The 25,420-nt window shown below is 65.7% G+C and carries 22 protein-coding genes; 12 read left to right on the top strand and 10 right to left on the bottom strand.

The features are described 5' to 3' along the window. Window positions 1-6 precede the first annotated feature (6 nt). The gene (gene aspS / locus ABWV23_RS03165; protein ID WP_353345250.1) at window positions 7-1,785 is read right to left on the bottom strand and encodes an aspartate--tRNA ligase; all 1,779 of its coding nucleotides are present in this window, start codon (window positions 1,783-1,785) and stop codon (window positions 7-9) included. Between the two features lie 187 nt (window positions 1,786-1,972). Between aspS and ABWV23_RS03160 the strand changes: the two genes are divergently transcribed. The 3 genes from ABWV23_RS03160 (at window position 1,973) to carB (ending at window position 8,540) form a co-directional block, all read left to right on the top strand. Then, the gene (locus ABWV23_RS03160; RefSeq protein ID WP_353344840.1) at window positions 1,973-3,205 is read left to right on the top strand and encodes a class I SAM-dependent methyltransferase; all 1,233 of its coding nucleotides are present in this window, start codon (window positions 1,973-1,975) and stop codon (window positions 3,203-3,205) included. A gap of 214 nt (window positions 3,206-3,419) precedes the next feature. Continuing rightward, the gene (locus ABWV23_RS03155; RefSeq protein WP_353344838.1) at window positions 3,420-4,982 is read left to right on the top strand and encodes a hypothetical protein; all 1,563 of its coding nucleotides are present in this window, start codon (window positions 3,420-3,422) and stop codon (window positions 4,980-4,982) included. 198 nt (window positions 4,983-5,180) lie between these two features. Next, window positions 5,181-8,540 (top strand): carbamoyl-phosphate synthase large subunit, encoded by a 3,360-nt coding sequence (carB, locus tag ABWV23_RS03150; protein ID WP_353344836.1) that lies wholly within the window; start codon window positions 5,181-5,183, stop codon window positions 8,538-8,540. Window positions 8,541-8,668: 128 nt separating this feature from the next. On the opposite strand, the gene ABWV23_RS03145 is transcribed toward carB, so the two are convergent. Further along, window positions 8,669-10,357, bottom strand: coding sequence for a PHA/PHB synthase family protein (locus ABWV23_RS03145; protein ID WP_502901589.1), 1,689 nt, complete (start codon window positions 10,355-10,357; stop codon window positions 8,669-8,671). 452 nt (window positions 10,358-10,809) lie between these two features. On the opposite strand from ABWV23_RS03145, the gene ABWV23_RS03140 reads away from it, so the two are divergent. Continuing rightward, a complete protein-coding gene (locus tag ABWV23_RS03140; protein ID WP_353344832.1) occupies window positions 10,810-11,934 on the top strand; it encodes a beta-ketoacyl-ACP synthase III in 1,125 nt (374 codons plus the stop codon). A 57-nt stretch (window positions 11,935-11,991) separates the two neighbouring features. Here ABWV23_RS03140 and ABWV23_RS03135 read toward each other — a convergent pair whose 3' ends face one another. After that, the gene (locus ABWV23_RS03135; protein ID WP_353344830.1) at window positions 11,992-12,441 is read right to left on the bottom strand and encodes a hypothetical protein; all 450 of its coding nucleotides are present in this window, start codon (window positions 12,439-12,441) and stop codon (window positions 11,992-11,994) included. 350 nt (window positions 12,442-12,791) lie between these two features. Here ABWV23_RS03135 and ABWV23_RS03130 point away from each other — a divergent pair, with 350 nt between their 5' ends. Continuing rightward, complete coding sequence (locus tag ABWV23_RS03130; RefSeq protein WP_353344828.1) at window positions 12,792-13,385, top strand: thymidine kinase; 594 nt, start codon at window positions 12,792-12,794, stop codon at window positions 13,383-13,385. 16 nt (window positions 13,386-13,401) lie between these two features. On the opposite strand, the gene ABWV23_RS03125 is transcribed toward ABWV23_RS03130, so the two are convergent. The 6 genes from ABWV23_RS03125 to ABWV23_RS03100 form a co-directional block, all read right to left on the bottom strand. After that, window positions 13,402-14,358 (bottom strand): 2-hydroxyacid dehydrogenase, encoded by a 957-nt coding sequence (locus tag ABWV23_RS03125; RefSeq protein ID WP_353344827.1) that lies wholly within the window; start codon window positions 14,356-14,358, stop codon window positions 13,402-13,404. Continuing rightward, on the bottom strand, window positions 14,358-14,696 hold the full coding sequence (locus ABWV23_RS03120) for a tRNA-binding protein (RefSeq protein ID WP_353344825.1): 339 nt from the start codon (window positions 14,694-14,696) through the stop codon (window positions 14,358-14,360). Before ABWV23_RS03120 ends, ABWV23_RS03125 begins: the two co-directional genes overlap by 1 nt. Continuing rightward, the gene (proC, locus tag ABWV23_RS03115; RefSeq protein WP_353345248.1) at window positions 14,689-15,504 is read right to left on the bottom strand and encodes a pyrroline-5-carboxylate reductase; all 816 of its coding nucleotides are present in this window, start codon (window positions 15,502-15,504) and stop codon (window positions 14,689-14,691) included. The genes ABWV23_RS03120 and proC overlap by 8 nt, the downstream gene beginning before the upstream one ends. Window positions 15,505-15,547: 43 nt before the next feature. After that, on the bottom strand, window positions 15,548-16,048 hold the full coding sequence (locus ABWV23_RS03110) for a type III secretion system chaperone family protein (protein ID WP_353344823.1): 501 nt from the start codon (window positions 16,046-16,048) through the stop codon (window positions 15,548-15,550). 229 nt (window positions 16,049-16,277) lie between these two features. Then, the gene (locus tag ABWV23_RS03105) at window positions 16,278-17,360 is read right to left on the bottom strand and encodes a glycosyltransferase family 4 protein (RefSeq protein WP_353344821.1); all 1,083 of its coding nucleotides are present in this window, start codon (window positions 17,358-17,360) and stop codon (window positions 16,278-16,280) included. A 94-nt stretch (window positions 17,361-17,454) separates the two neighbouring features. Next, complete coding sequence (locus ABWV23_RS03100; RefSeq protein WP_353344819.1) at window positions 17,455-17,703, bottom strand: accessory factor UbiK family protein; 249 nt, start codon at window positions 17,701-17,703, stop codon at window positions 17,455-17,457. 96 nt (window positions 17,704-17,799) lie between these two features. Here ABWV23_RS03100 and lgt point away from each other — a divergent pair, with 96 nt between their 5' ends. The 5 genes from lgt to ABWV23_RS03075 all read left to right on the top strand — a co-directional run bounded on the left by lgt (window position 17,800) and on the right by ABWV23_RS03075 (window position 21,873). Continuing rightward, entirely contained in the window at window positions 17,800-18,687 is an 888-nt protein-coding gene (gene lgt, locus ABWV23_RS03095; protein WP_353344817.1) for a prolipoprotein diacylglyceryl transferase, read from the top strand. Then, window positions 18,684-19,754, top strand: coding sequence for a class I SAM-dependent methyltransferase (locus ABWV23_RS03090; RefSeq protein ID WP_353344815.1), 1,071 nt, complete (start codon window positions 18,684-18,686; stop codon window positions 19,752-19,754). Before lgt ends, ABWV23_RS03090 begins: the two co-directional genes overlap by 4 nt. Further along, window positions 19,751-20,506 (top strand): peptidoglycan editing factor PgeF, encoded by a 756-nt coding sequence (pgeF, locus tag ABWV23_RS03085; RefSeq protein WP_353344813.1) that lies wholly within the window; start codon window positions 19,751-19,753, stop codon window positions 20,504-20,506. Before ABWV23_RS03090 ends, pgeF begins: the two co-directional genes overlap by 4 nt. A 174-nt stretch (window positions 20,507-20,680) precedes the next feature. Then, window positions 20,681-20,812, top strand: a complete 132-nt coding sequence (locus ABWV23_RS03080; RefSeq protein ID WP_353344811.1) for a hypothetical protein — start codon at window positions 20,681-20,683, stop codon at window positions 20,810-20,812. Window positions 20,813-21,090: 278 nt separating this feature from the next. Further along, window positions 21,091-21,873, top strand: coding sequence for a Hint domain-containing protein (locus ABWV23_RS03075; RefSeq protein WP_353344809.1), 783 nt, complete (start codon window positions 21,091-21,093; stop codon window positions 21,871-21,873). Window positions 21,874-21,880: 7 nt separating this feature from the next. Here ABWV23_RS03075 and ABWV23_RS03070 read toward each other — a convergent pair whose 3' ends face one another. Continuing rightward, complete coding sequence (locus ABWV23_RS03070; RefSeq protein ID WP_353344807.1) at window positions 21,881-22,381, bottom strand: Lrp/AsnC family transcriptional regulator; 501 nt, start codon at window positions 22,379-22,381, stop codon at window positions 21,881-21,883. 223 nt (window positions 22,382-22,604) lie between these two features. Between ABWV23_RS03070 and trxB the strand changes: the two genes are divergently transcribed. After that, the gene (gene trxB / locus ABWV23_RS03065; protein WP_353344805.1) at window positions 22,605-23,549 is read left to right on the top strand and encodes a thioredoxin-disulfide reductase; all 945 of its coding nucleotides are present in this window, start codon (window positions 22,605-22,607) and stop codon (window positions 23,547-23,549) included. A 156-nt stretch (window positions 23,550-23,705) separates the two neighbouring features. Then, a complete protein-coding gene (locus tag ABWV23_RS03060; RefSeq protein ID WP_353344803.1) occupies window positions 23,706-25,391 on the top strand; it encodes an adenylate/guanylate cyclase domain-containing protein in 1,686 nt (561 codons plus the stop codon). Window positions 25,392-25,420: the final 29 nt, after the last annotated feature.

Raw genomic sequence — 25,420 nt, 5'->3', positions numbered from 1 at the left:
GAAGCCTCAGTCCTCGCGCGGGATCACACGCAGGCCCAGGTCCATCAACTGGTCGCTGGTCGGCTCACTGGGGGCGTTCATCATAAGGTCTTCGGCGCGCTGGTTCATCGGGAACATGATGACCTCGCGGATGTTGGCCTCTTCGGCCAGCAACATCACGATGCGGTCGATGCCTGCGGCGCAGCCCCCGTGCGGCGGTGCGCCGTACTGGAACGCGTTGACCATGCCGCCGAACCGCTTGCGCACCTCGTCCTCGCCGTAACCAGCCAGTTCGAAGGCCTTGAACATGATCTCGGGCTGGTGGTTCCGGATCGCGCCCGAGACCAGCTCATAACCGTTGCAGGCCAGGTCGTATTGATACCCCAGCACCTCCAGCGGATCGCCCTGCAGCGCCTCCATCCCGCCCTGCGGCATCGAGAAGGGGTTGTGGCTGAAATCGATCTTGCCGGTTTCCTCGTCCTTTTCGTACATCGGGAAATCGACCACCCAGCAAAAGGCGAACCGCTCCTTGTCGGTCAGGTTCAGCTCCTCGCCGATGACGTTGCGGGCGCGGCCTGCGACAGCCTCGAAGCTTGCCGGCTTGCCGCCGAGGAAAAAGGCGGCGTCGCCCTTGCCCAGGCCCAGCTGGGCACGGATCGCCTCGGTCCGCTCCGGCCCGATGTTCTTGGCCAGCGGACCGGCCGCCTCCATGCCGTTCTCGCCGTCGCGCCAGAAGATGTACCCCATCCCCGGCAGACCCTCTTTCTGGGCATAGGAATTCATCCGGTCGCAGAACTTGCGGCTGCCGCCGCCCTTGGCCGGGATCGCGCGGATTTCGGTGCCGTCCTGCTCCAGCAGCTTGGCAAAGATGGCAAAGCCCGAGCCGCGGAAATGTTCGGAGACGTCCTGCATCTTGATCGGGTTGCGCAGGTCGGGCTTGTCGGTTCCGTACCAGAGCGCGGCCTCTTTGTACGAAATCTGCGGCCAGTGCTTGTCGACCGTCTTGCCGCCGCCGAACTCCTCGAACACGCCCTCCAGCACCGGCTGGATGGTGTCGAACACATCCTGCTGGGTGACAAAGCTCATCTCGAGGTCGAGCTGGTAGAAATCGGTGGGCGAGCGGTCGGCGCGCGGGTCCTCGTCGCGGAAACAGGGCGCGACCTGGAAATACTTGTCGAAACCGCTGACCATGATCAGCTGCTTGAACTGCTGGGGCGCCTGCGGCAGCGCATAGAACTTGCCCGGATGCAGCCGCGACGGCACCAGGAAGTCGCGCGCGCCCTCGGGCGACGAGGCGGTGATGATCGGGGTCTGGTATTCCCGGAACTTCTGATCCCACATGCGGCGACGGATGCTGGCCACCACGTCGCTGCGCAGGGTCATGTTGCGCTGCATCACCTCGCGGCGCAGGTCGAGGTAGCGATAGCGCAGGCGGGTTTCCTCGGGGTATTCCTGGTCGCCGAACACGATCAGCGGCAGCTCGCCGGCCTGGCCCAGCACTTCCATGTCGCGGACAAAGACCTCGATCTCGCCGGTGGGGATCTTGGCGTTGACCAGCTCGGGCGCGCGCGCCTTCACCTCTCCGTCGATGCGCACGCACCATTCGCTGCGCAGTTTCTCGATCTCGGAGAACGCCGGGCTGTCGGGATCGCAGAGCACCTGCGTGATGCCGTAATGGTCGCGCAGGTCGACGAACAGGATGCCGCCGTGGTCGCGGATCCGGTGAACCCAGCCGGACAGGCGGACGGCCTGGCCGACGTCGGCGGCGGTTAGGTCTGCGCAGGTATGGCTGCGATAGGCGTGCATCAGGGCGATCCTTCGGGCGGTCTGGGCGATCATGAATGTCGCGCCGATACACCGCGCCCGGCCCCGGATGTCAAGGGAGCAACAGGGAACGCGGCCGGATTTGCAACGGTATTGGGAAATGAAAAAAGCTGGTGTAACGTTCTCGCGAAGCAAGGAAACAGCGAACCGGAGAGCCGGAGGTATGTCCATGTGGACCAACATTTTCGATCGGATGCTGACCCGACTGATCCAGACCGGCCAATTGCAGGTCACCTACCCTGATGGCCGGACCGAACGCTATGGCACCCAGGCCGAGCCGAGCGCGGCGGTGCGCCTGACCGAGGACGCGACGCTCAGGGCGTTTTGCCTGAACCCCGAGCTGGCCCTGGGCGAATCCTACATGGAGGGCACGCTGCAGATCGAGGGCGACGACGTCGAGGGGTTGCTGCGGGTTCTGCTGCGCAACGCGCGGCGCGACGACCTGCCGCTCTGGGCGCGGGTTTACAACGGGTTGCGCTTCGGCGCGCAAAGTTGGCTGCGGCGCAACACGCCGGGGTTGGCGCGCAAGAACGTGGCACATCACTATGACCTGTCCGACGACCTGTACCGGCTGTTTCTGGACGAGGACATGCAATACAGCTGCGCCTATTTCACCGATCCGGCGATGAGCCTGGAGGCGGCGCAGCACGCGAAAAAGGCGCATATCGCGGCCAAGCTGCGGATCGAGCCGGGCATGCGGGTGCTGGACATCGGCTGCGGCTGGGGTGGCATGGCGCTGACGCTGGCGCGCGATTTCGGCGCCCGGGTCACCGGCGTGACCCTGTCCGAGAACCAGTTGGCGACCGCCCGCCACCGCGCCGCCGAGGCCGGGCTGGAGCGCAACGCCGAGTTTCGCCTGCAGGACTATCGTGACATCAGCGAGACCTTCGACAGGATCGTCTCGGTCGGCATGCTGGAACATGTCGGCGTGCCGTTTTACGGCGCCTATTTCGACCAAGTGGCAAACCTGCTCGACCGCGACGGCCTCGCGCTGATCCACACCATCGGCAACCTTGCCCCGCCGGGTGCACAGGCGGAATGGATCACCAAGTACATCTTTCCCGGCGGCTACATCCCCACCCTGTCGCAACTCACCCCGGCGGTGGAACGGTCCGGCCTGTGGTCGCTGGATATCGAGGTGATGCGGCTTCACTACGCGATGACACTGCGGCATTGGCTGAAGCGGTTCGACGCCAACCTCGACACCGTGCACCAAAGCTACGACGAACGGTTCGTCCGGATGTGGCGCTACTACCTGATCGCTTGCTACATGACCTTCGAGGAAGAGCAGCAGGTGGTGTTCCAGTTCCAACTCGGGCATCGCTGCGATGCTGCTCCGCTGACGCGGGACTACCTCTATACCGGTCGGACGTCTGCCGGCCTTCACGAGGCGGCGGAATAGCACCGCGCGCCTGAATGAGGCTCGCCGCCACCCCGGCGGGCCACCTAAACATGTGCGGGATTCACATATTATATTCCACTTACGGAATGAGTTGACAACCCGCCAAAAGTTCGATCACAGTTGAAGCGCTGTAATGCGTTGTAATATCTTGTTCCGCCATCACTCCGGGAGGGGGTGTGGCCTTTATCAGTCTTTTTTGAATGGGAGAATATCTATGAAAGTTTATTTGGGTGAAGACGGTGTCAATGACGTCCTGGGCGGATCGCTTTTCAACGATCAACTCATCGGCCTCAGCGGCGATGACATCCTGCTTGGCCAGACCGGCGATGACATCCTCGAGGGTGGCGACGGGCGCGACGTTCTTGTCGGCGGCATCGGCGACGACCTGCTTTTGGGCGGGGCCGGGAACGACGTGTTCGACCTGACCGCAGGCGATGACACCGTCTTTGGCGGTGACGGCAGCGACCATTTCGTCGTCAACGGGTTTGCCGGCGACCACGTGGTCATCACCGACACCGCCGGGAAAAACGATACGCTCAATTTCAACGGCGGCATCACCGGCGCCACCATCGACATGAATGCCGGCGGCATTTCGCATGTCGATGACCGCACCATCGAACTGACCGGTGTGACCGACGACGGTGAGCGGGGGCTGCAAGTGGTGCTGAACGAGGATATGTCCGGCTCGTTCAGCGACGACATCACGACCGTGCGCGGCTTGGCCGATGACCTGGTCACCGCGATTTCCGGGCTGGCGACCGATGTTGAACTGGGTCTGGTCACCTTCATCGACAAGCCGACCTCGCCCTTCGGCAGCACCTCGGACTACGAATACAAGACCGAGTTGGCGCTGACCTCGGATTTTGACGCCTTCAAGACCGCGCTGGACGAGGTGACTCTGGGCAGCGGGAACGACGGCCCCGAATCGCAGCTGACCAGCCTGTTGCAGGTGGCGCTGCGGACAGCAGAAGTCGGCTGGTCTTCCGATGCGACCAAGGTCGTCGTGCTCGCCACCGATGCCGTGCCCCACTATGCCGGCGACAACCCGGGGACCCCGAACGACGGCGACGACGTTCTCGACGGCCCTGGCAATGACGGCACCGGCGAGGACTATCCGACCATTGCGCAAGTCAAGGACGCGCTGCTCACTGCCGGGATCGTCCCGATCTTTGCCGTGTCCGATTTTGGCACCTCGATCACCGAGGCCTATCAGGACATTGTCGATACTTTCGGTTTCGGCGCCGTGGTTGACCTCAGCTCCGACAGTTCGGACATCATCGAATCGATCACGACCGGCATCAGCGAGGCCACCGAAACCCTGATCGAGAACGCCATCGGAACCGATTTCCGCGATATCATCGAAGGCAACGCCGCCGACAACATGATCGCTGGCCGAGCTGGTAACGACAAGATCTCTGCCGGTCGGGGCGCGGACGAACTGCTTGGCGGCAGAGGCAAAGACAAGATGTATGGCGAAAACGGCAAGGACATCTTGGATGGAGGTCTTGGCAAGGACACCTTGTTCGGCGGCAACGGCGACGACGTGTTCCAGTTCAAGGTCAGCACCATGGGCGTGAACGATATCGTCAAGGACTATGTTGACGGGTCCGACACCTTCCAAATCCTCGGCGACGGTTCAGAGAGCTTTGCCGACATCGGTGTCACCAAGAAGGGCAGCGACGTGATTCTGGACCTCGATGGCGTCAATTTCGCCAAGGTTCTGAACACGAAAGTCGTCGACATCGACGCCTCCGACTTCTCCTTCGGCCTGGCGTAAGCCGAAGCGACACGATCTGATCCCCCTGCCCCGGCGGGGGGATTTTCTTTTGCGCATGAGGCAGGCCGCCACACGGCTCGGCCCGCCGCCGGCCCCCCTTGCACCTTTCCTTTCCATCCCTATAAAGCGGGTCAATTTGAGCGCGCCCCGCCGCCGGTCGCGACTCATCGGACCACGACCAGATCGAAGGAACAGGCCATGCCCAAAAGAACCGATATCCAGTCGATCATGATCATCGGGGCCGGCCCCATCGTGATCGGCCAGGCCTGCGAGTTCGATTACTCCGGCGCCCAGGCCTGCAAGGCCCTGCGCGAAGAGGGCTACCGGGTGATTCTGGTCAACTCGAACCCGGCGACGATCATGACCGATCCGGGCCTGGCCGACGCCACCTATATCGAACCGATCACCCCCGAGGTGGTCGCCAAGATCATCGAAAAGGAACGCCCGGACGCGTTGCTGCCCACCATGGGCGGGCAAACCGGGCTGAACACCTCGCTGGCACTGGAAGAGATGGGCGTGCTGGACAAGTTCGGGGTCGAGATGATCGGCGCCAAGCGCGACGCAATCGAGATGGCCGAGGACCGCAAGCTGTTCCGCGAGGCGATGGACCGGATCGGGCTGGAAAACCCGCGCGCCACCATCGTCACCGCACCGAAAAAGGACAACGGCCAAGCCGACCTCGAGGCCGGGGTCCAGATCGCGCTGGACGCGCTCGAGGATATCGGCCTGCCCGCCATCATCCGCCCGGCCTTTACCATGGGCGGCACCGGCGGCGGCGTCGCCTACAACCGCGAGGATTACATCCACTTCTGCCGCACCGGCATGGATGCCTCGCCGGTGAACCAGATCCTGGTCGACGAAAGCCTGCTGGGCTGGAAGGAATACGAGATGGAGGTGGTCCGCGACAAGGCGGACAACGCGATCATCGTCTGTTCGATCGAGAACATCGACCCGATGGGCGTGCACACCGGCGATTCCATCACCGTGGCGCCGGCGCTGACGCTGACCGACAAGGAATACCAGATCATGCGCAACGACAGCATCGCCGTGCTGCGCGAGATAGGGGTCGAGACCGGCGGATCCAACGTGCAATGGGCGGTCAGCCCCGAAACCGGCCGCATGGTGGTGATCGAGATGAACCCGCGGGTGTCGCGCTCCTCGGCGCTGGCGTCCAAGGCCACCGGCTTTCCGATCGCCAAGATCGCCGCGAAACTCGCCGTCGGCTATACGCTGGACGAGCTGGACAACGACATCACCAAGGTGACGCCCGCCAGCTTCGAGCCGACCATCGACTATGTCGTCACCAAGATCCCCAAGTTCGCCTTCGAGAAATTCCCCGGCTCCGAGCCCTACCTGACCACCGCGATGAAATCGGTAGGCGAGGCGATGGCGATCGGCCGCACCATCCACGAGTCGCTGCAAAAGGCGCTGGCGTCGATGGAATCGGGGCTCACCGGATTTGACGAGGTGCAGATCCCGGGGGTGTCGGTCGGCCCGTGGGAGCCCGCAGGCGACGACAAGGCCGCCGTCATCAAGGCGATCAGCCAGCAGACCCCGGACCGGATGCGCACCATCGCCCAGGCCATGCGCCACGGGCTGACGGACGACGAGATCCACGCCGTCACCATGTTCGACCCTTGGTTCCTGGCTCGCATCCGCGAGATCGTCGAGACCGAGGCCGAGTTGCGCAAGTCCGGCCTGCCGGTGACCGAGGACGCACTGCGCAGGCTCAAGATGATGGGCTTCACCGACGCGCGGCTTGGCGCACTTACCGGCCGCGACGAGGCCAACGTGCGCCGCGCCCGCCACAACCTGGGCATCAACGCGGTGTTCAAGCGGATCGACACCTGCGCCGCCGAGTTCGAGGCGCAGACCCCCTACATGTATTCCACCTACGAGGCCCCCATGATGGGCGAGGTGGAATGCGAGGCACGCCCCTCCGACCGCAAGAAGGTGGTGATCCTGGGCGGCGGCCCGAACCGGATCGGCCAGGGGATCGAGTTCGATTATTGCTGCTGTCACGCCTGTTTCGCACTGACCGACGCGGGTTACGAGACCATCATGGTCAACTGCAACCCCGAGACCGTCAGCACCGACTATGACACCTCGGACCGGCTGTATTTCGAGCCGCTCACCTTCGAGCACGTGATGGAGATCCTGCGGGTCGAACAGCAGAACGGAACCCTGCACGGGGTGATCGTACAATTCGGCGGCCAGACTCCCCTGAAACTGGCCAACGCCCTGCAGCAAGAGGGCATCCCGATCCTCGGCACCACCCCCGACGCCATCGACCTGGCCGAAGACCGCGAACGGTTCCAGGACCTGGTCAACAAGCTGGGCCTGAAACAGCCGCACAACGGCATCGCCTCGACCGACGCGCAGGCGCTCGAGATCGCCGAAGAGATCGGCTTTCCGCTGGTGATCCGCCCCTCCTACGTGCTGGGCGGGCGCGCGATGGAGATCGTGCGCGACATGGACCAGCTGAAACGCTACATCAACGAGGCGGTGGTGGTCTCGGGCGACAGCCCGGTGCTTCTGGACAGCTACCTCTCCGGCGCGGTGGAACTGGACGTGGACGCGCTCTGCGACGGCACCGACGTGCATGTGGCGGGCATCATGCAGCACATCGAGGAGGCCGGCGTTCATTCCGGCGACAGCGCCTGTTCGCTGCCGCCCTACTCGCTCTCGGCCGAGCTGATCGACGAGGTCAAGACCCAGACCCACGCGCTGGCAAAGGCGTTGAACGTGGTCGGGCTGATGAACATCCAGTTCGCGATCAAGGATGGCGATATCTACCTGATCGAGGTGAACCCGCGCGCCAGCCGCACGGTGCCCTTCGTCGCCAAGGCCACGGATTCAGCGATCGCCTCGATCGCCGCGCGGATCATGGCCGGCGAGAAGCTGGCCGATTTCCCGCAGCGCGCGCCCTATCAGCGGGACGCCGATTACGACACCGCACTGCCGCTGGCCGACCCGATGACGCTGGCCGACCCGATGATGCCATGGTTCTCGGTCAAGGAGGCGGTGCTGCCCTTTGCCCGCTTCCCCGGGGTCGACACCATCCTCGGCCCCGAGATGCGGTCCACCGGCGAGGTGATGGGCTGGGACCGCGATTTCCCGCGCGCCTTCCTCAAGGCGCAGATGGGCGCAGGGATGGCGCTGCCGCGCGCGGGCCGTGCCTTTGTCTCGATCAAGGACGCTGACAAGACCCCGCTGATGCTTGAGGCCGCGCGGACACTGGTCGATCTCGGCTTTACCATCGTCGCCACCCGCGGCACGCAAGGCTGGCTGGCCGGGCACGACGTGGCCTGCGACGTGGTCAACAAGGTCTATGAGGGGCGCCCGGACATCGTCGACATGATGAAGGATGGCGAGATCCAGCTGGTGATGAACACCACCGAGGGGGCGCAGGCGGTCGAGGATTCCAAGGGCATCCGCTCGGTCGCGCTCTATGACAAGATCCCCTATTTCACCACCGCCGCCGGCAGCCACGCCGCAGCGCTGGCGATCAAGGCGCAGGCCGAGGGCGACGTCGGGGTGAAAAGCCTGCAGGCGTAATCGCCGGCGGCGACAAGAGACGGCAACAAGAAAGAATGCCCGGCCAGATGGCCGGGCATTTCGCGTTGGGAATGGTGTTCAGGGTATGGGTTTGCGCGACCGATTCCGGGTCGATCACGCCCTGCCCCTCACCGCATCAGCACATAGGTGCCCGGCGCGTCGCAGATTGCCTTGCCCATCTTCGGCGGCGCAACGGGCTCTCCGCGTTGCTGGCCCTTCAGCCAGTCGACCCAGGCCAGCCACCACGACCCGTCGTGGGTTTCGGCCTGCTCGGCCCATTCCTCGGCCGGGATGAAGTGGTTGTTGCGCAGAATCCGGCCCAGCCGGAAATGGCGGTGGTGATGCCCCGGCTCGGAGACGACACCGGCGTTATGGCCGCCGTTGGTCAGGGCAAAGGTCACTTCGGACCGGGTCAGCGCGCCGGTTTTGTAGGCCGATTTCCACGGCGCCACGTGGTCGGTTTCGGTGCCGACGGCAAAGATCGGCATCTGGATGTCGCGCGGCGTGACCGGGTGCCCCTCGACCTCGAACTTGCCGGTGGCAAAGGCGTTCTCAAGGAACAGCTGGCGCAGGTATTCCGAATGCATCCGGTAGGGCATGCGCGTCGAATCCGCGTTCCAGGCCATCAGGTCGCTGGAGCGCGGCGTCTCTCCCATCAGGTATTCATGCTGCAACCGCGACCAGATCAGGTCGTTGGAGCGCAGCAGCTGGAACGCCCCGGCCATCTGCGCCGCGTCGAGATAGCCTTTCCGCCACATCATGTCCTCGAGGAAGGAGACCTCGCTTTCGTTGATGAACAGGGTCAGCTCGCCGGCCTCGGTGAAATCCATCTGTGCCGCCAGCAGGGTCATGCTGGCCAGCCGGGTGTCACCATCGCGCGCCATGGCCGCGGCGGCAATGCTCAGCAAGGTACCGCCAAGGCAATACCCCACCGCGTGAACGCGGCTCGCGCCGGTGCGCTGCGTCACCTCGTCCAGCGCCGCCATCGGCCCCAACCTGCGATAGTCCGCCATGCCATAGCCGGCATCCTCGGCATCGGGATTGCGCCAGGAAATCATGAAGACGGTGAACCCCTGTTCGGTCAGGTATTTCACCATCGAGTTTTCCGGGCTGAGATCGAGGATATAGTATTTCATGATCCAGGCCGGCACGATCAGCACCGGCTCGGGCTGGACCTTGTCGGTCACCGGCTCGTACTGGATCAGCTCGATCAGGTGGTTGCGATAGACCACCTTGCCCGGCGTCACCGCCACGCTCTCGCCGACGCGATAGTCTTCGGACAGCGGTTCCTTTTCCTGCAGCAGGGCGCGCTGGAAATCCTCCTGGAACTTGCGGGCGCCCTCGACCAGGTTGGCGCCGCCGCTCTCGATGGTCTTTTTCAGGATCTCGGGGTTGGTCGCGACGAAATTGCTGGGCGCCATCGCGTCGAGGATCTGGCGGGCGGCGAAATTCACCACCCGTTCATTGGCGCGCGACATCCCGTGCACGCCCGTCGTGGCCTCGTCCCACCATTTCTGGGTCAGCAGAAAGGCCTGCTGATAGGCCGCGAAGGGCTGCCGCGCCCACCCCTCGTGGCGAAAGCGGCGGTCGCGGGCGTCCGGTTCGACGCAGGGCTCGTCCTTGCGGCTCAGCACGCACCGGGACAGGAAACGTGAAAAGTCGGTCCAGTTCTCGACCGCCATGTGGCCAAGCTCCGCCTGTTTGCCCGGCGAGCTTGCCATGTGCAGCGCCCAATCCACGTAGTGCTGCATCAGTGCCGCTGGCGACAACCCGGCAGTCAACTGGCTGAGCGCCGCGCGAAAGGCGGTGTCGATCATGTTGGCCAACTCGCGTTCGGCGTCATGCGGGGTTTGCGGATCGGATTTGGAATCGAAATCGGTCAAAATGAGTCCTGCCTGTTTCGGGGGCGGCCAGGGGTGGCACGTCGCGGCGCCAGATCTGGTCTATCTATTCAGTATTTCGGATTTGTGAATCCCCACCCGGTGGTTTTGTCAAGCCTTCCGGCGGTTTGCTCCCACCGCTGCGCAAAAGCCAGCTTGACCGCACGCCTCTGCGCGGCCAACACTGGTCAAAACCGAGCAGAAACGGAAAACCCATGCGTATTGTCCTTGCCCTCGCCAGCCTTCTTGCCCTGGCCGCCTGCGGCGGCATCCCCCTGGTCCCCCTGATCTGAGAGCGGTCTGAGGCCCAGGCCGCCCCGGCCCGGTCCCGCGCTTGACCTTCCCCCCCCTTTTGGGCCAGATCGGCAGGCCGCGCAGGAGGACCGAACATGCATACACCCGCGATCACGGGCAGCGGGGTCTTTACCCCGGACGAAATCATCACCAATGCCGAACTGGTCGAGGCGTTCAACGCCTATGCCGACCGCAAGAACGCCGCGAACGCCGAGGCCATCGCCGCCGGCGAGATGGCCCCGATGGCGCATTCCTCGGAACAGTTCATCTTCAAGGCATCGGGGATCGAGCGGCGCCACGTGATGAACAAGAGCGGCATTCTGGACCCCTCGGTGATGCACCCGCTGTTGCGACAGCGCGACGACGACGAACCCTCGCTGATGGCCGAGATGGCGCTGGACGCGGCGAAGAAGGCGCTGGCCCAGGCCGGAAAGGGCCCCGAGGACATCGACCTGGTGATCTGCGCCGCATCGAACATGGAGCGGGCCTATCCGGCGATGGCGATCGAGATCCAGGACCTGCTGGGGATCAAGGGCTTTGCCTTTGACATGAACGTCGCCTGCTCCTCGGCCACCTTCGGCATCCAGACCGCCGCCGACATGGTGCGCTCCGGCTCGATCCGCGCGGCCCTCGTGGTCAACCCCGAGATCTGCTCGGGTCACCTGGAATGGCGCGACCGCGATTGCCATTTCATCTTTGGCGACGTGGCCACCGCCACGGTGATCGAACGGATGGAGGACGCCAAGGGCCCGTTCTTCGAGATCCTGTCGACGCGTTGCGCCACGCAGTTTTCCAACAACATCCGCAACAACAACGGCTTCCTGCGCCGCTCGCGCCCCGACGGGGTGGCTGATCGCCGCGACATGCAGTTCATGCAGAACGGGCGCAAGGTCTTCAAGGAAGTGGTGCCGATGGTCAGTACGCATATCGCCGAGCACATGGGCGACGCCGGGCTGCAGGGGGCGGACCTGACGCGTATGTGGCTGCATCAGGCCAACAAGTCGATGAACGACCTGATCGGCAAGAAGGTGATGGGCCGCACGCCCGAGCCGCAGGAACAACCGAACATCCTGCAGGAATATGCCAACACCTCCTCGGCAGGCTCGATCATCGCCTTTGCGCAGAACTCCGACGACATGGCAGAGGGCGATCTCGGCCTGATCTGTTCCTTCGGGGCGGGCTATTCGGTGGGGTCTGTCCTGCTGCGCCGGCACGGCTGAGCAAGCGCTGGCCCCCAGATCGGATCAATGGGGGCCACTGCGGGGCAGGAACGCGCGTCAGGCGCTTTCCTGTTCCAGGTGCAGTTTCATGTCGATCAGCACCCGCTGCAAGAGAACCGTCTCGCGCAGCAATCGCTTGGCCTCGTTCACGGTGATGATCCCGTCCTCGATGGCCTGCTGATATTCGCCCATCAGCATGGCGAACCGCTGGCTGAGCGCGATCACGTCGCTGTTGACCCCCCCGCTTTCGGTGGCATTCGGGCGCCGGTCATCGAAGGACAACGAGATCTTTTGCAATTCCGCCAGCGCGCTGGTCACATGCGGATAGCCCGCCGCGGCCTCCAGCTTGGCCACAACGTCCACGGGCATGAACCGGTCCGCGTGTTCCGGATGGTCCGAGTAATAGCGCCCCAATGTCGCCTTTGACTTGCCGGTGATTTCACAGGCGGCCTCGATCCCGACATCCTTGACCAGCGTCTCAGTGTGCCGCTTCAGATAGCTATCCATTGCCTTAACCCTGCCTGCCATGTTCGTACCCCCTCGAACCAAGGGGAAGTATCCGCATGTTTTCCCATTCTTTTGTCTTATTGGAAATGCAAATTATTTTCCATCCCTCAGGTGTTCGAGGGTGTTCAAGAGTGGCAGGTGGTATTGTGCACCTGCTTGTTATCTGGCGACGGGTCTGCATTTTTCCTTCCCCCCGTTGCTGAGGTCATTTTTGGCCAAGGCGTCGTCGTTGTCATTTTGCCCCGTCCATCCCCAGGGTTGTTCCGTCCCGGATCGAGGCAATGACAGCGGCGGCGCCAATTTCCGTCCTGCGGCTTGCCGCCCGTCTGTTCTGCACTTAGACGAACGGCATGGCAAAGCTGTTCTTCAATTACTCAACCATGAATGCCGGAAAATCGACGGTCCTGTTGCAGGCGTCGCACAACTACCGCGAAAACGGCATGAATACCCTGCTTCTGACCGCCGCCCTCGATGACCGGGCCGGCGGGGGGCAGATCGCGTCCCGGATCGGCATCGCCGAGGCGGCCGAGACCTTTTCGGCGGGCGACGACCTGTTCGCCCTGATCGCCGGCCGACACGCAGCGGACACGCTGGCCTGCGTCTTTGTCGACGAAGCACAGTTCCTGGAACCGACACAGGTCTGGCAACTGGCGCGGGTGGTCGACGACCTGAACCTGCCGGTGCTGTGCTATGGTCTGCGGGTGGATTTCCGCGGCGAATTGTTCCCCGGCTCGTCCGCGCTGCTGGCGCTGGCCGACGAGATGCGCGAAGTGCGCACGATCTGCCGCTGCGGGCGCAAGGCGACCATGGTTGTCCGCCAAGGGGCCGACGGCCGGGCGCTGCGCGACGGCGACCAGATCCAAATCGGCGGCAACGAGACCTATGTTTCCCTGTGCCGCCGACACTGGCGCGAGGCGATGGGCGAACCCGCCCCAAGGGGCTGAGCCCGGTGCGCTGCCCTCAGTTGACCTGGTTGGGCACCGCTTCGCCGGCGAAATAGGCCCGCAGGTTCTCCACCGCCATGGCCCCCATGTTCTCGCGCACATCCAGTGCGGCGGTCCCCAGGTGCGGCAACAGAACCGCGTTCTGCTGCGCGAGCAGGGCCTCGGGCACCTCCGGTTCATGCTCATAGACATCGAGGCCCGCCGCGCCGATTCGCCCCGATTGCAGCGCCGCGATCAGCGCCGTCTCGTCGACGATATCGCCCCGCGCGATGTTGACCAGCACGCCGTGTGGCTGCATCGCGTCCAGGACCTCGGCGCCGACCAGGTGATGGGTCTCAGGGGTGGCAGGGGTGGCGACGACAAGGATGTCGGCCCAGCCGGCCAGGTCGGTCAGCCGGTCCATTCGGGTCGCGGGATGCTCCAGCGTCTTTTCCGAGCGGTTGAAGTACCCCACCTCCATGCCGAAACCGAAGTGACAGCGTCGCGCCACCGCCTGGCCGATCCGCCCCATGCCGATCACGCCCAGCTTGCGGCCGGTCACATGCAGCCCCAGCATCTGGGTCGGGTGCCAGCCCTGCCAACGCCCGGAACGCACCAGACGCTCGCCCTCGCCCGCGCGGCGGCAGGCCATCAGGATCAGCGTCATCGCGATATCGGCGGTCGCGTCGGTGACCGCGCCCGGGGTGTTCGACACGGTGACCCCGCGCGCCCGGCAGGCCGCCGCGTCGATATGGTTGTAGCCGACCCCGAAGTTGGCCAGCATCCGGCAGCGCGGGCGGCCGAACTCCTGCAATATCTCTGCGGTCACCCGGTCGCCGAGGGTGAGCATCATCCCGTCATAGACGGCGAGGCCGGCACGAATCTCGGCGGCGGTCATCGGCTGCGTATTGTCACGCACCTCGACGTCGAACAGCGCCTCGGCGGCGGCAATGGTGGCGGGCGGCATCGGCCGCGACAGAAGAACCCGTTTCATCAGTGCATCCGCGCGCCATCGGGCACCGGCTGATCGGGACCGATCAACACGATGTCACCGTTGTCGTCGGACAGTCCCAGGACCAGCACCTCGGACATGAACTGGCCGATCTGGCGCGGCGGGAAATTGACCACCGCCATCACCTGTTTTCCCACCAATGCCTCGGGGGTGTAATGGGCGGTGATCTGGGCCGAGGATTTCCTTTCCCCGATCTCGGGGCCGAAATCGACCCAGAGCTTGATCGCGGGTTTGCGGGCCTCGGGATAGGGCTCGGCGCGGATCACGCGGCCGGCGCGGATGTCGACCTGCAGGAAGTCATCGAAGGTGATCTCAGCCACGGGACAACTCCCGCGAGCGGTCGGCGGCAGCGGCCACGGCGCGTTTCAACAGCGGCGGAAACCCCGCCTTGTCATCCATCAGCACTTCAAGCGCGGCCTGGGTTGTGCCGTTGGGGCTGGTGACGTTGATGCGCAATTGCGCAGGGCTGTCCTCGGCCGCCTCGGCCAGCGCGCCGGCCCCGGCGACCGTGGCCTTGGCCAGTTGCATCGCGAGTTCGGCGGACAAGCCCTGTTCCTGCCCGGCCGCCGCCAGCGTTTCGACCAGGTGAAAGACATAGGCCGGGCCGGAGCCGCTGACGCCGGTGACCGCGTCCATCTGCGCCTCGCTGTCCAGTCGCACGGTCTGGCCCACGGCGGCAAGCAGCCGTTCGGCGGTATCAAGGTCGTCGGCACTGGCACGCGCGTTGCCGATCAGTGCGGTGATGCCGCGCCCCACCGCCGCCGGCGTGTTGGGCATGGCGCGCACGATCGGCGTGGCCGCGCCCAGCATCTCCTCATAGGCGGAAATCGGCGTACCGGCCGCAACCGAGACGAACAGCGTGTCCCCGCCGCCCAGGCTGCTCAGACCGGGCAGCGCATCGCGCATCATCTGCGGCTTGACCGCGACCAGCACGATCGCCGGGCGCTCGGGCAGCGGGGCGTTGATGTGCACCCCCTGCGCGCGCAGCCAGTCCGAGGGATTCGGATCGACCACCCAGACCTGTGCCGGGGGCAGTCCGCGCTCCAGCCAGCCAGCCAGCATGGCCGATCCCATTTTGCCGCAGCCCAGAAGCACAAGCCCCTGGTCCGCGATGCGCGAGAAATCCATCATGTCGCCCCTCTCCCGTATGGTTGCGGTTCGGGGCCAAGGTTTACGCGCGGCCGTAGGCCTCTGCAATGGCCGCCTGCATCGCCTGGTGCGGGGTGCGCCCGCCCCAGACCAGAAGCTGGATCGCGGGATAGTAACGCTCGGCGCTGAGCACGGCGGCGTTGATCATTGTGTCGATCTGGTCGGGGCTGGCCACCTGGCCGCCGGCAAGGACCAGGCCATAGCGGTAGACCATCAGTTTCTGCTCGGCCCAATAGGTGAACGCGCCCGCCCAGCACTGGTCGTTCATCGCGTTCAGCAACTCGTACAGACCGCCCATCTGATCCTCGGGCGGGTCCATTTCAAAGGTACAGACCAGCCGCAGCGTCTCGTCATAACCCGACCAGGCGAGGGTGATGGAATAGGTGCGCCACTGGCCCTCGACCGCCATCGCGATCTGATCATCGCCGATCCGGTCGAAATCCCAATCGTGGTGTTCGGCAATATGCTCGACGATGTCGATCGGGTGAATGTCTTCTTCCAGGTAATGCTCGGAAAGGGCCATGGTGCCACCTCTTTTTAGTTAGCGGAGGGGGCCAGTCGCGCCCCTAGCGCTAGGTGCCTGCTCAATAAGCCGGGGCGATCCCCCTTGCCTATACTAGATATGGTGCGACCTCAAAGATCATCTGGCAACCATTATTTTGGGGATAACAGCAATAACTTGTGGAGCGATCAGCGAGGACGTCAAAATATCGTCATCCGACCGAGAGGGCGTTTTGCCCCGTCGCATTCCGTCAGGCGGATACAGCGCGACGCAGCAGCGCGGTCACGTCCCGCGCCCAGGCCCCCCAGGTCAACCGCGCGTGGGCATGGTCGAAACTGGTCCGGCACAGCGCCGCGTGGCGCGCCGGATCGCCGGTCAGGTCGCGCACGGCGGCGGCCCAGTCGCGCGGCCCGGCCTCCATCGCCATCATCCGGCCGTTGGTGCCCGCCGCGATCAGCGACCCGATGCCGCCGGTCTCGGTGATCAGCACCGGTGTGGCATGGGCATTGGCCTCGGCCACCACCATCGGCGTGCAATCGGCACGGGTCGGCAACACGAACAGATGCGCCTCGGCAAACAACCGCGTCAGGCGCGCGGCGTCGCGCGGGCGGGCCTTGTCGAGGTACCCGATCCGCTCTGCCCCTTGCGGCAGGGCCAGGTCACGCGGCACATCGCCCACCAGCGACAGCCGCGCATCCACCCCATCTGCGCGCAGGGCGGCAACCGTTTCCAGCGCGATCTGCCCGCCCTTGCGCCCCCAGTCGTTGCCGACCCAGAGCAACCGCAGGGGATCGAGCGGCGGCTTGTCCGGCGCCGCCTCAGGCAGCACTTCGATGTTGATGCCAAAGGGCACCGAGGCGACCCGGGCCGGATCGGCCCCCAACTCCTCCACCGCGCGTTTCGCCATGTAGTCCGAGGAGTAAACCGTCAGCGCCGCGCCGCGCACCACCTCGACCTCGCGACGCTCGTCCGCTTCGGAGACGGGGTTGCCGTAGAACGACCGGATGAAACCCGGGGTCGCATCGGTGACATGAACAATGGGGATCTCCGTCCGCGGCAAAAGCGCCTGCATCTGAACCGTGGCCGCCAGGCCAATGATGCCATCAAGCCCCGACAGGTCGAGCCGCGCGGGATCCACCGCAGGCGCCCCCTGCCCCGCGAGGCGCGCAAACCGCCGCAACCGCGAGGGCGGACGGTGGGGGCCAAGGACACGCGCCTGCACGTCCCCGCGCTGCGACAGCGCGCGGTACATGAAATAGGCGGTGCCGCTGAAGGCCTGCCGGTCAAACGGATTGTGCGGCGAGAGGAATCCCACCCGGAGATGCGACAGCACGCTGAACCATCCCTTTCTCCGGGGGCACCGCCCCGGCGTGGAGACCCCGCGCAGAGGGCGGCAAGCCCGCAGAACGACTGCGGGCCGGGGCCGGTTACTTGCCCAGTTTCTCTTCCAGCGCGGCGATCCGGGCACTCAGCGCGGCGTTTTCCTCGCGCGCCTTCTGCGCCATGGTCCGCACCGCGTCGAATTCCTCGCGGGTGACGAAATCACGGTCGGCCAGCCAGCGGTCCATCAGGGATTTCATCGCCGTCTCCGCCTCGTCCTTGGCACCCTGTGCCACGCCCATCGCGTTGGTCATCAGCTGCGAAATATCGTCGAGGATCTTGTTGCGGGTCTGCATCTGTGGTCTCCGTGTCGGGGTTGCCCCCTATATGGCCCCTGCGCGGCGCTGCGGCAAGGTTGACTTCGCCCCGCGCCCCCGGGCAAGGAGACGCGCATGCAGGCTGCCCTTCGATTTCCCGATCTCTCGCCCGAACTCCTCTCCTTCACGCTGTTCGGCATGGAGTTCGCCCTGCGTTGGTATGCGCTGGCCTATATCGCCGGCATATTGATCGCCTGGCAACTGGCGCTGCGCGCGGTGCGGCGTGCGACGCTCTGGCCCGGCGACGCGGCCCCGATGACCCCGCAGCAGATCGAGGAGTTGCTGACCTGGATCATCCTCGGGGTGATCCTCGGCGGGCGGCTGGGATTCGTGTTGTTCTATCAACCCGCATACTACCTGCGGCACCCGGCCGAGATCGTCATGGTCTGGCAGGGGGGGATGGCGTTCCACGGAGGTCTGTTGGGGGTGATCGTGGCCTCGTGGCTGTTCACCGCGCGGCACGGCATTTCCCGGCTCGGCGCGGCGGACCTGATCGCCCATACGGTGCCGCCCGGGCTTCTGCTGGGGCGGCTGGCCAATTTCGTCAACGCCGAGCTTTGGGGCCGGCCCACCGACCTGCCCTGGGGCGTGGTGTTTCCCGGACCGGCGGCGCAGAACTGCCCCGGCGTGGAGGACGCCTGCGCGCGTCACCCCTCGCAGCTTTACGAAGCCGGTATGGAGGGGCTGCTGCTGGGGGCGCTGCTGCTCTGGCTGGTCTATCGGCGCGGCGCGCTCAAGCGTCCCGGCCTGACCTTGGGTATCTTCCTTGCCGGCTACGGGCTGGCCCGGTTCATCGTCGAGTTTGCCCGCCAGCCCGACGCGCAGTTCGTCTCGCCCGGCAATCCGCTGGGGCTGGCGCTGCAGGTGCAGGGCTGGGGGCTGACCATGGGGCAGATCCTGTCACTGCCGATGATCGCGCTGGGGCTGTTCTTTGCGCTGCGCGCCCGGCGGGGGTCCGCATGAGCCTCAAGGACGACCTGATCGCCCGGATCCGCGAGACCGGGCCGCTGAGCATCGCCGACTACATGGCCGAGTGCCTGTTGCACCCGGTCCACGGCTATTACACCACCCGCGATCCGCTGGGCGCGGCGGGCGATTTCACCACCGCCCCGGAAATCAGCCAGATGTTCGGCGAACTCATCGGGCTGGCGCTGGCGCAGGGCTGGATCAACCAGGGCCGGCCGGAGCGGTTCGTGCTGGCCGAACTGGGGCCCGGGCGTGGAACGCTGATGGCCGACGTGTTGCGCGCGACCCGCGCGGTACCGGGATTCGCCGAGGCCGCCGAGATCTGCTTTGTCGAGGCCTCCCCCACCCTGCGCGCGACACAGGCCGAAACGCTGAAGGGATACGCCCCGCGCTGGCTCCACCGGGCCGAGGATCTGCCGGCAGACCTGCCGCTGTTTGCCGTGGCCAACGAATTTTTCGACGCCCTGCCGGTGCGCCAGTTCCTGCGCCACGGCGCGGGCTGGTGCGAACGACGGGTGGGATTGCGCGACGGCGCGCTTGGCTTCGGCCTCGGCGGCGAGGCACCGCAAACGGCACTTGCGCACCGGTTGGAAGATACAAGCGACGGCGATCTGGTCGAGATCTGCGAGGCGGCGGCGCCGATCGCTTCGGCCCTTGCCGCGCGAATCGCGGCACGCGGCGGCATCGCCCTGATCGTGGATTACGGCGACTGGCGCAGCCTGGGCGACACGCTGCAGGCCTTGCGCGCCCATGAACCCGCCGATGTGCTGGCCGACCCCGGCCAGGCGGACCTGACCGCGCATGTGGATTTCGAAGTGCTGGCACAGGCCGCCCGCGCCGCCGGCTGCGCCCATGGCCGGCTGACCCCGCAGGGGGTTTTCCTGGAACGGCTGGGCATCACCGCGCGGGCGCAGGCGCTGGCGCGCGGGCTGTCGGGCGACGCGCTCGAGGATCTGGTCGCGGCACATCGCAGGTTGACGCACCCCGAGGAAATGGGAAACCTGTTCAAGGTCCTGGGGCTCTATCCGCCGCAGGCCGCCCCACCGCCCGGATTGGACCCATGACGCTGGAAATCCTCACCTCTGATTCACTTGCCCCGTTGCGGCACGGTTTCTTCACCCGCCGCGGCGGCGCCTCCTCGGGGGTGTTCACCGGGCTGAACTGCGGCAGCGGATCCTCCGACCAGAGCGAGGCGGTGGCGATCAACCGCAACCGTGCTGCAACCGCCTTGGGCGTCGATCCCGCCTCGCTGATCGCGATGCACCAGGTGCATTCGGCCGACGTGATTCCGGTAACGGGCCCGCTCGCGGACAAGCCCCGCGCCGACGCGCTGGTCACCGCCACGCCGGGGCTGGCGCTCTCGGTGCTGACGGCGGATTGCCAGCCGGTCCTGTTCGCCGACAAGACCGCCGGCGTGATCGGCGCCGCCCATGCGGGCTGGCGCGGTGCGCTTGACGGTGTGCTCGAGGCGACGCTGGAGGCGATGGAGGCCCTCGGCGCCCACCGCGCCGATACCGTCGCGGTCATCGGACCGACGATTTCACAGCGCGCCTACGAGGTCGGCCCGGAATTCATCGACGCGTTCCTGGACCAGGACCCCGGAAACGGCCGGTTCTTCATCAATGGCGAGGGCGACCGATACCTCTTTGACCTGCCCGGCTACGGGTTGCAGCGGCTTCGCGGCGCCGGCATCGGCGCGGCAGAGTGGACGCGCCACTGTACCTATTCCGATCCGGACCGCTTCTATTCCTATCGCCGCACCACCCACGCCGGAGAAGCCGACTATGGCCGGCTGCTCTCGGCGATCCGTCTCTGACCCCGCCGCTCCCCATCGGCTCCGACGATTGCGACAACTCCGCCGTATTTGCGGCGGCGCGGTCGCAATTCGGCCCGGAATCTCCCTGACCCGGCCCAACAGCCGCCCGAATGCCCGCCGATAGTCTGTTCACAGACACCGCCGCGCAGACGGCACCAGGCAGGAGCAGAACACATGACTCGAAAATCGCGCTTCATCGCATCGGTCATCGCCACCGCGAAATCCACCGAGGCCCCGCTGCCCTGGACACGCGGCAGCCGCACGCCGCGCGCCGGCAAGGCCCGCCGCCAGAGCCAGAGCGCGTAGCCGCCCGGCCCGCGCCCGGGGTGGGTATCCCGGGCGCCCGGCGAGAATCGGTTAATGGCCAGAATGTGGCAATTCCCCGGCGTGTTCAGAAACAATAACGAGTGGGTCCAGGCGATTGATCCCGCCCAAAGGGTATAAAAGGGCATTTCTTTGACAATTCGACGCGAATTTTGGACAAACTTTGTCAGTACAGATGCTGATCACGTGTTTACCCGTGTCCGTCTGTCGTTGTCGGTGGGGGCCGACGCAGATGCGACCCGACAAGAAAGGGCCGACGAATGACGATCCCCACATCGCTTGCGCGGGCTGCGCGCAACGCCATCGAGACCAGCCCTATTCTCAAAGACCCCGCCGCGCTGCGGGCCCGGTCACGGCCGCAACTGCGCCGGTACGAGGTGAGCGCGCTGGCGGCCAACGGGGATATCGTCGACAGTCGCCACATCGCCCCGGCGCTGCCACTGTTCGAGAACGCCTTTTCCGCCTTTACCCGCGGCTCGATGATCCTGACCGAGACCGGACCGATCGCGGTCGAGGATCTGTTGCCCGGCGATCAGATCATCACCCGCGACGGCACCTCCGAAACCCTGATGTGGAAGGGCAGCACCCAGATCGTGCCGGGCCGCCCGGACGCAAAGGGCCGCTATCACCCGCTGGTGCGCATCATGGCCGACGGTTTCGGCGTGCAACTGCCGATGTCCGATGTGCTGGTCGGTCCCGCCGCCCGCCTGCTGAAAACGCCCGGACATCTGCGCAAGCTGGTCGGTCAGTCGCCGCTGCTGACCCCGGTCGCGGAATTCATCGACGGCGTCAGCGCCATCGAAACCGCGCCGCCCACGGCGGTGCAGCTGTTCCATATCTGCCTGCGACGGCATTCGGTGATCCGGATCGGCGGGCTGGAGTTCGAGACCTATCATCCCGGCATCAACGCTCTGCGCCCGGTCGGCCCGGCGCTGCGCGATGCCTATCTCAAGCTGTTCCCGCATATCTCGTCGGCCGGCGATTTCGGACCGCAGGTCCATGCCCGCGCCGGCGACGGAGAGATCAATGCACTGAGCGCGTGACCCGCGCTCAGGCCGAACGGCTCAGCCGGTCCTCGAGCACATCAAAGGGAACCCCCGGCTCGTCCTTGGCCCCCCGGATCACCAGCGATGTCTTGACGCTGGCGACGTTCGGCGTGGTCAGCAACTCTCCGGTCAGAAAGCTCTGGAAACTGCTGAGGTCCGGGGCCACGCATTTCAGGATGAAATCGACCTCGCCGTTCAGCATGTGACACTCCCGCACCAGCGGCCATTCGCGGCAACGCGCCTCAAAGGCGCTCAGCTCCGCCTCGGCCTGGCTGTCTAGGCCGACCATGGCAAAGACCTGCACCTCGAAGCCCAGTTCACGCGCGTTCACCTCCGCGTGGTAGCCCCGGATCAGGCCGGATTCCTCGAGCGTGCGCACGCGCCGAAGGCAGGGGGGCGCCGATATCCCGACTCGCTTGGCCAATTCGACATTGGTCATTCGTCCATCGGCCTGGAGTTCCGAAAGGATCTTGCGATCAATCGGATCAAGTCGTGTAGTCGCCATTGAGACATCCCCTTAGTGTTGCGTTTCTTATAGCAGCGCGCCGCGCGTGCGCAATAATGTTTCGCTGTGACGCAATTCCCGCGAACGTCGCGCTGAAACAATGGGCAGACCGCCTGCGCCGAATAGCCCCGGCAGGGGACTTTAAGCTCGCGCCGCCGTGGCATATATCCTCAACCGACAGCGGCGGCCCGGGGCCGCCGCGTTTCTGATCTGTGGGGACGACATGACTGACACGCGCCAAACCAGGGTTCTGATCATCGGCTCCGGCCCGGCCGGCTATACCGCCGGCGTCTATGCCAGCCGCGCCATGCTCGAACCGATCCTCGTGCAGGGGATCGAGCCCGGCGGGCAGCTCACCACCACCACCGAGGTCGAGAACTGGCCCGGCGACGCCGAGGTGCAGGGCCCTGACCTGATGGTGCGGATGGAAGTCCACGCCAAGGCGATGGGCTGCGAGATCATCGGCGACATCATCACCGACCTGGACCTGTCCAAACGCCCGTTCATTGCCAAGGGCGACAGCGGCACCACCTATTCCGCCGACGCGGTGATCCTGGCCACCGGCGCGCGCGCCAAATGGCTGGGCCTGCCCTCCGAAGAGGCGTTCAAGGGGTTTGGCGTGTCAGCCTGCGCCACCTGTGACGGGTTCTTCTACCGCGGGCAGGAGATCGTGGTGATCGGCGGCGGCAACACCGCCGTGGAAGAGGCGCTGTTCCTGACCAATTTCGCCTCCAAGGTCACGCTGATCCACCGCCGCGACGAGCTGCGCGCCGAAAAGATCCTGATCGACCGGCTGATGAAGAACGACAAGATCGAACCGCTCTGGCACCACGTGCTGGAAGAGGTCGTCGGCGAGGACAACCCCAAGGGTGTTACCGGCGTGAAGGTCAAGCACGTCGAGACCGGCGAGATCACCGAGATCCCCTGCAAGGGCGTCTTCGTCGCCATCGGCCACGCCCCGGCCAGCGAGCTGGTCAAGGATCAGCTCGAGCTGCACAACGGCGGCTACGTCAAGGTCAAGCCGGGCAGCACCGCGACCTCGGTTCCCGGTGTCTTCGCCGCCGGCGACCTGACCGACCACACCTACCGCCAGGCGGTGACCAGCGCCGGCATGGGCTGCATGGCCGCGCTCGACGCCGAGCATTGGCTGGCCGCACAAGAGGACTGAGGCGGGAGCGGGTCCGCCGCCGCGGTTGCGGCTGACAATTTCCCGAGCGACAGGGGCGGAATTCGCGCCGCACGGCGGTTGTGCGGACCCGCCCCTTGACCGCCCGCCCTCCCCGACCCAGTCTTGCACAAGGACAAGCGCGAGGGGAACGAGCCCGTGGCAAGCACGCTCTGGCGGGGCAACTGGATCACCCGCGCCCGGATCGCCTCCGGTCTGGTCCTGTTCGTCTTCGCCTTTTTCCACTTCATCAATATCGGCCTCGGCCTGGTCTCGCCGGTCTGGATGGACGAGGTCCAGGACGCGCGCCAGCTGTTCACCCGCAATCCGCTGGGCGGGGCGATCCTGCATGGCGCGCTGCTGACCCACGCGGCGCTGGCGCTGGTCGGCCTGGCCGGGCGCCGCACCCTGCGGATGCCGGCCTGGCAGGCGCTGCAATACGGATTTGGCCTGCTGATCCCGGTGTTCCTGATCGCGCATGTGGTGCACACGCGCATCGCCCATGAGCTCTTCGCGCTGAACGACGAGATGAGCTATATCTCGGTGCTGCTCTGGAACACCCCGGACGGCTGGATGCAATCACTGCTGCTGCTGCTGGTCTGGGGGCATGGCTGCATCGGGATGCACGTCTGGCTGCGGCTGAAGCCCTGGTGGCGCCAGGCACTGCCCTATCTGATCGCGGTCGCGACGCTGATCCCGGCCTTCGCGCTCTCGGGCTTCGTGACCGAGGGGCGGCGGATGCGGGCGCTGTTCGCCGACCCGGCGCAGCGCGCCGAGGCGATGGCGGCCTTCAACTGGCCGGATGCGGCCACCTTCGAGGTTCTGATCGACCTGTCGCGCCTGGGATTCTGGATCTATCTGGGACTGCTGGCTCTGGCCGCGATGGTACATTTCGGACGCCGAATCCTACGGCGCCGCCGCACGGTCCGGATCCGTTATGCGGACGGCCCCGAGATCGCCTCGCCACGCGGACTGACCCTGCTGGAGATGTCGCGGCTGCACGGGGTGCCGCATACTTCGCTTTGCGGCGGGCGCGGGCGCTGCACCACCTGTCGCGTGGTGATCGAGGCGGGCGCCGACCTGCTGCACCCACCGGCCCCGGCCGAGCTGAACAGCCTGCGCGCGGTCAAGGCCGGTCCCAACACCCGGCTGGCCTGCCAGATCCGGCCGACGCACCCGGCCACGGTGTTCCGCGTATTCCTGCCCGATGGTCGTCGCGGCCGGGCCCATGCCAGCCAGGGCCAGGAACGGCGGCTGGCGATCCTGTTCCTCGACATGCGCGGCTTTACCGCCCGAACCACCGGGCAACTGCCCTATGACGTCGTGTTCCTGCTCAACCGCTTCTTCGACGCCATCGTGCCGCCGATCATCGCCGCCGGCGGCAGCGTCGACAAGTATCTCGGCGACGGGCTGCTCGCGGTGTTCGAAACCGCCGACGAGGCCAGCTCGGCCCGCGCCGCGCTGCGCGCCGCGGTCGATCTCAGTGCCGCGCTGGCCACGTTCAACCAACGCCTCGAGAAAGAGGGAATCGCCCCGGTCCGGATCGGCGCCGGGCTGCACCTGGGCGAGCTGGTGCTGGGCGAGATCGGCGCGGCGGGCCATGCGCCGCGCACCCTCATCGGCGACACCGTCAACACCGCCAGCCGGCTGGAGGGCAAGACCAAGGAGCTTGGCGTCGAGGTGCTGGTCTCGCATTCCGTGTTGACCAGCGCAGGGATCGAAACCGATGACCTGGATCTGGTCACGCTGGAGCTGCGCGGCGTCGCCACATCGCTTGCGGCGCTGGCGGCGATCAGTGGGCAGGACCTTGCCCCGCTCCTGTCCGACCGGGTGGGCGCGGTCTGATCGCCTCCCCCGGCCCGGCCTGATCGGCG

The sequence above is a fragment of the Aquicoccus sp. SU-CL01552 genome, from assembly GCF_040365005.1.
GTDB lineage: Bacteria > Pseudomonadota > Alphaproteobacteria > Rhodobacterales > Rhodobacteraceae > Antarcticimicrobium.
The sequence above is the reverse complement of the archived record's forward strand: the minus strand, read 5'-3'. Positions and strand labels throughout refer to the sequence as shown.

Coding starts and splice junctions, on each gene's coding strand:
- aspS (WP_353345250.1), bottom strand. CDS start 1,785: ATGCACGCCTATCGCAGCCATACCTGCGCAGACCTAACCGCCGCCGAC.
- ABWV23_RS03145 (WP_502901589.1), bottom strand. CDS start 10,357: ATGATCGACACCGCCTTTCGCGCGGCGCTCAGCCAGTTGACTGCCGGG.
- ABWV23_RS03140 (WP_353344832.1), top strand. CDS start 10,810: ATGCATACACCCGCGATCACGGGCAGCGGGGTCTTTACCCCGGACGAA.
- ABWV23_RS03070 (WP_353344807.1), bottom strand. CDS start 22,381: ATGGCGACTACACGACTTGATCCGATTGATCGCAAGATCCTTTCGGAA.
- proC (WP_353345248.1), bottom strand. CDS start 15,504: ATGGATTTCTCGCGCATCGCGGACCAGGGGCTTGTGCTTCTGGGCTGC.
- ABWV23_RS03155 (WP_353344838.1), top strand. CDS start 3,420: ATGAAAGTTTATTTGGGTGAAGACGGTGTCAATGACGTCCTGGGCGGA.
- ABWV23_RS03125 (WP_353344827.1), bottom strand. CDS start 14,358: ATGAAACGGGTTCTTCTGTCGCGGCCGATGCCGCCCGCCACCATTGCC.
- lgt (WP_353344817.1), top strand. CDS start 17,800: ATGCAGGCTGCCCTTCGATTTCCCGATCTCTCGCCCGAACTCCTCTCC.
- ABWV23_RS03130 (WP_353344828.1), top strand. CDS start 12,792: ATGGCAAAGCTGTTCTTCAATTACTCAACCATGAATGCCGGAAAATCG.
- trxB (WP_353344805.1), top strand. CDS start 22,605: ATGACTGACACGCGCCAAACCAGGGTTCTGATCATCGGCTCCGGCCCG.
- ABWV23_RS03110 (WP_353344823.1), bottom strand. CDS start 16,048: ATGGCCCTTTCCGAGCATTACCTGGAAGAAGACATTCACCCGATCGAC.
- ABWV23_RS03135 (WP_353344830.1), bottom strand. CDS start 12,441: ATGGATAGCTATCTGAAGCGGCACACTGAGACGCTGGTCAAGGATGTC.
- ABWV23_RS03080 (WP_353344811.1), top strand. CDS start 20,681: ATGACTCGAAAATCGCGCTTCATCGCATCGGTCATCGCCACCGCGAAA.
- carB (WP_353344836.1), top strand. CDS start 5,181: ATGCCCAAAAGAACCGATATCCAGTCGATCATGATCATCGGGGCCGGC.
- ABWV23_RS03090 (WP_353344815.1), top strand. CDS start 18,684: ATGAGCCTCAAGGACGACCTGATCGCCCGGATCCGCGAGACCGGGCCG.
- pgeF (WP_353344813.1), top strand. CDS start 19,751: ATGACGCTGGAAATCCTCACCTCTGATTCACTTGCCCCGTTGCGGCAC.
- ABWV23_RS03100 (WP_353344819.1), bottom strand. CDS start 17,703: ATGCAGACCCGCAACAAGATCCTCGACGATATTTCGCAGCTGATGACC.
- ABWV23_RS03160 (WP_353344840.1), top strand. CDS start 1,973: ATGTGGACCAACATTTTCGATCGGATGCTGACCCGACTGATCCAGACC.
- ABWV23_RS03075 (WP_353344809.1), top strand. CDS start 21,091: ATGACGATCCCCACATCGCTTGCGCGGGCTGCGCGCAACGCCATCGAG.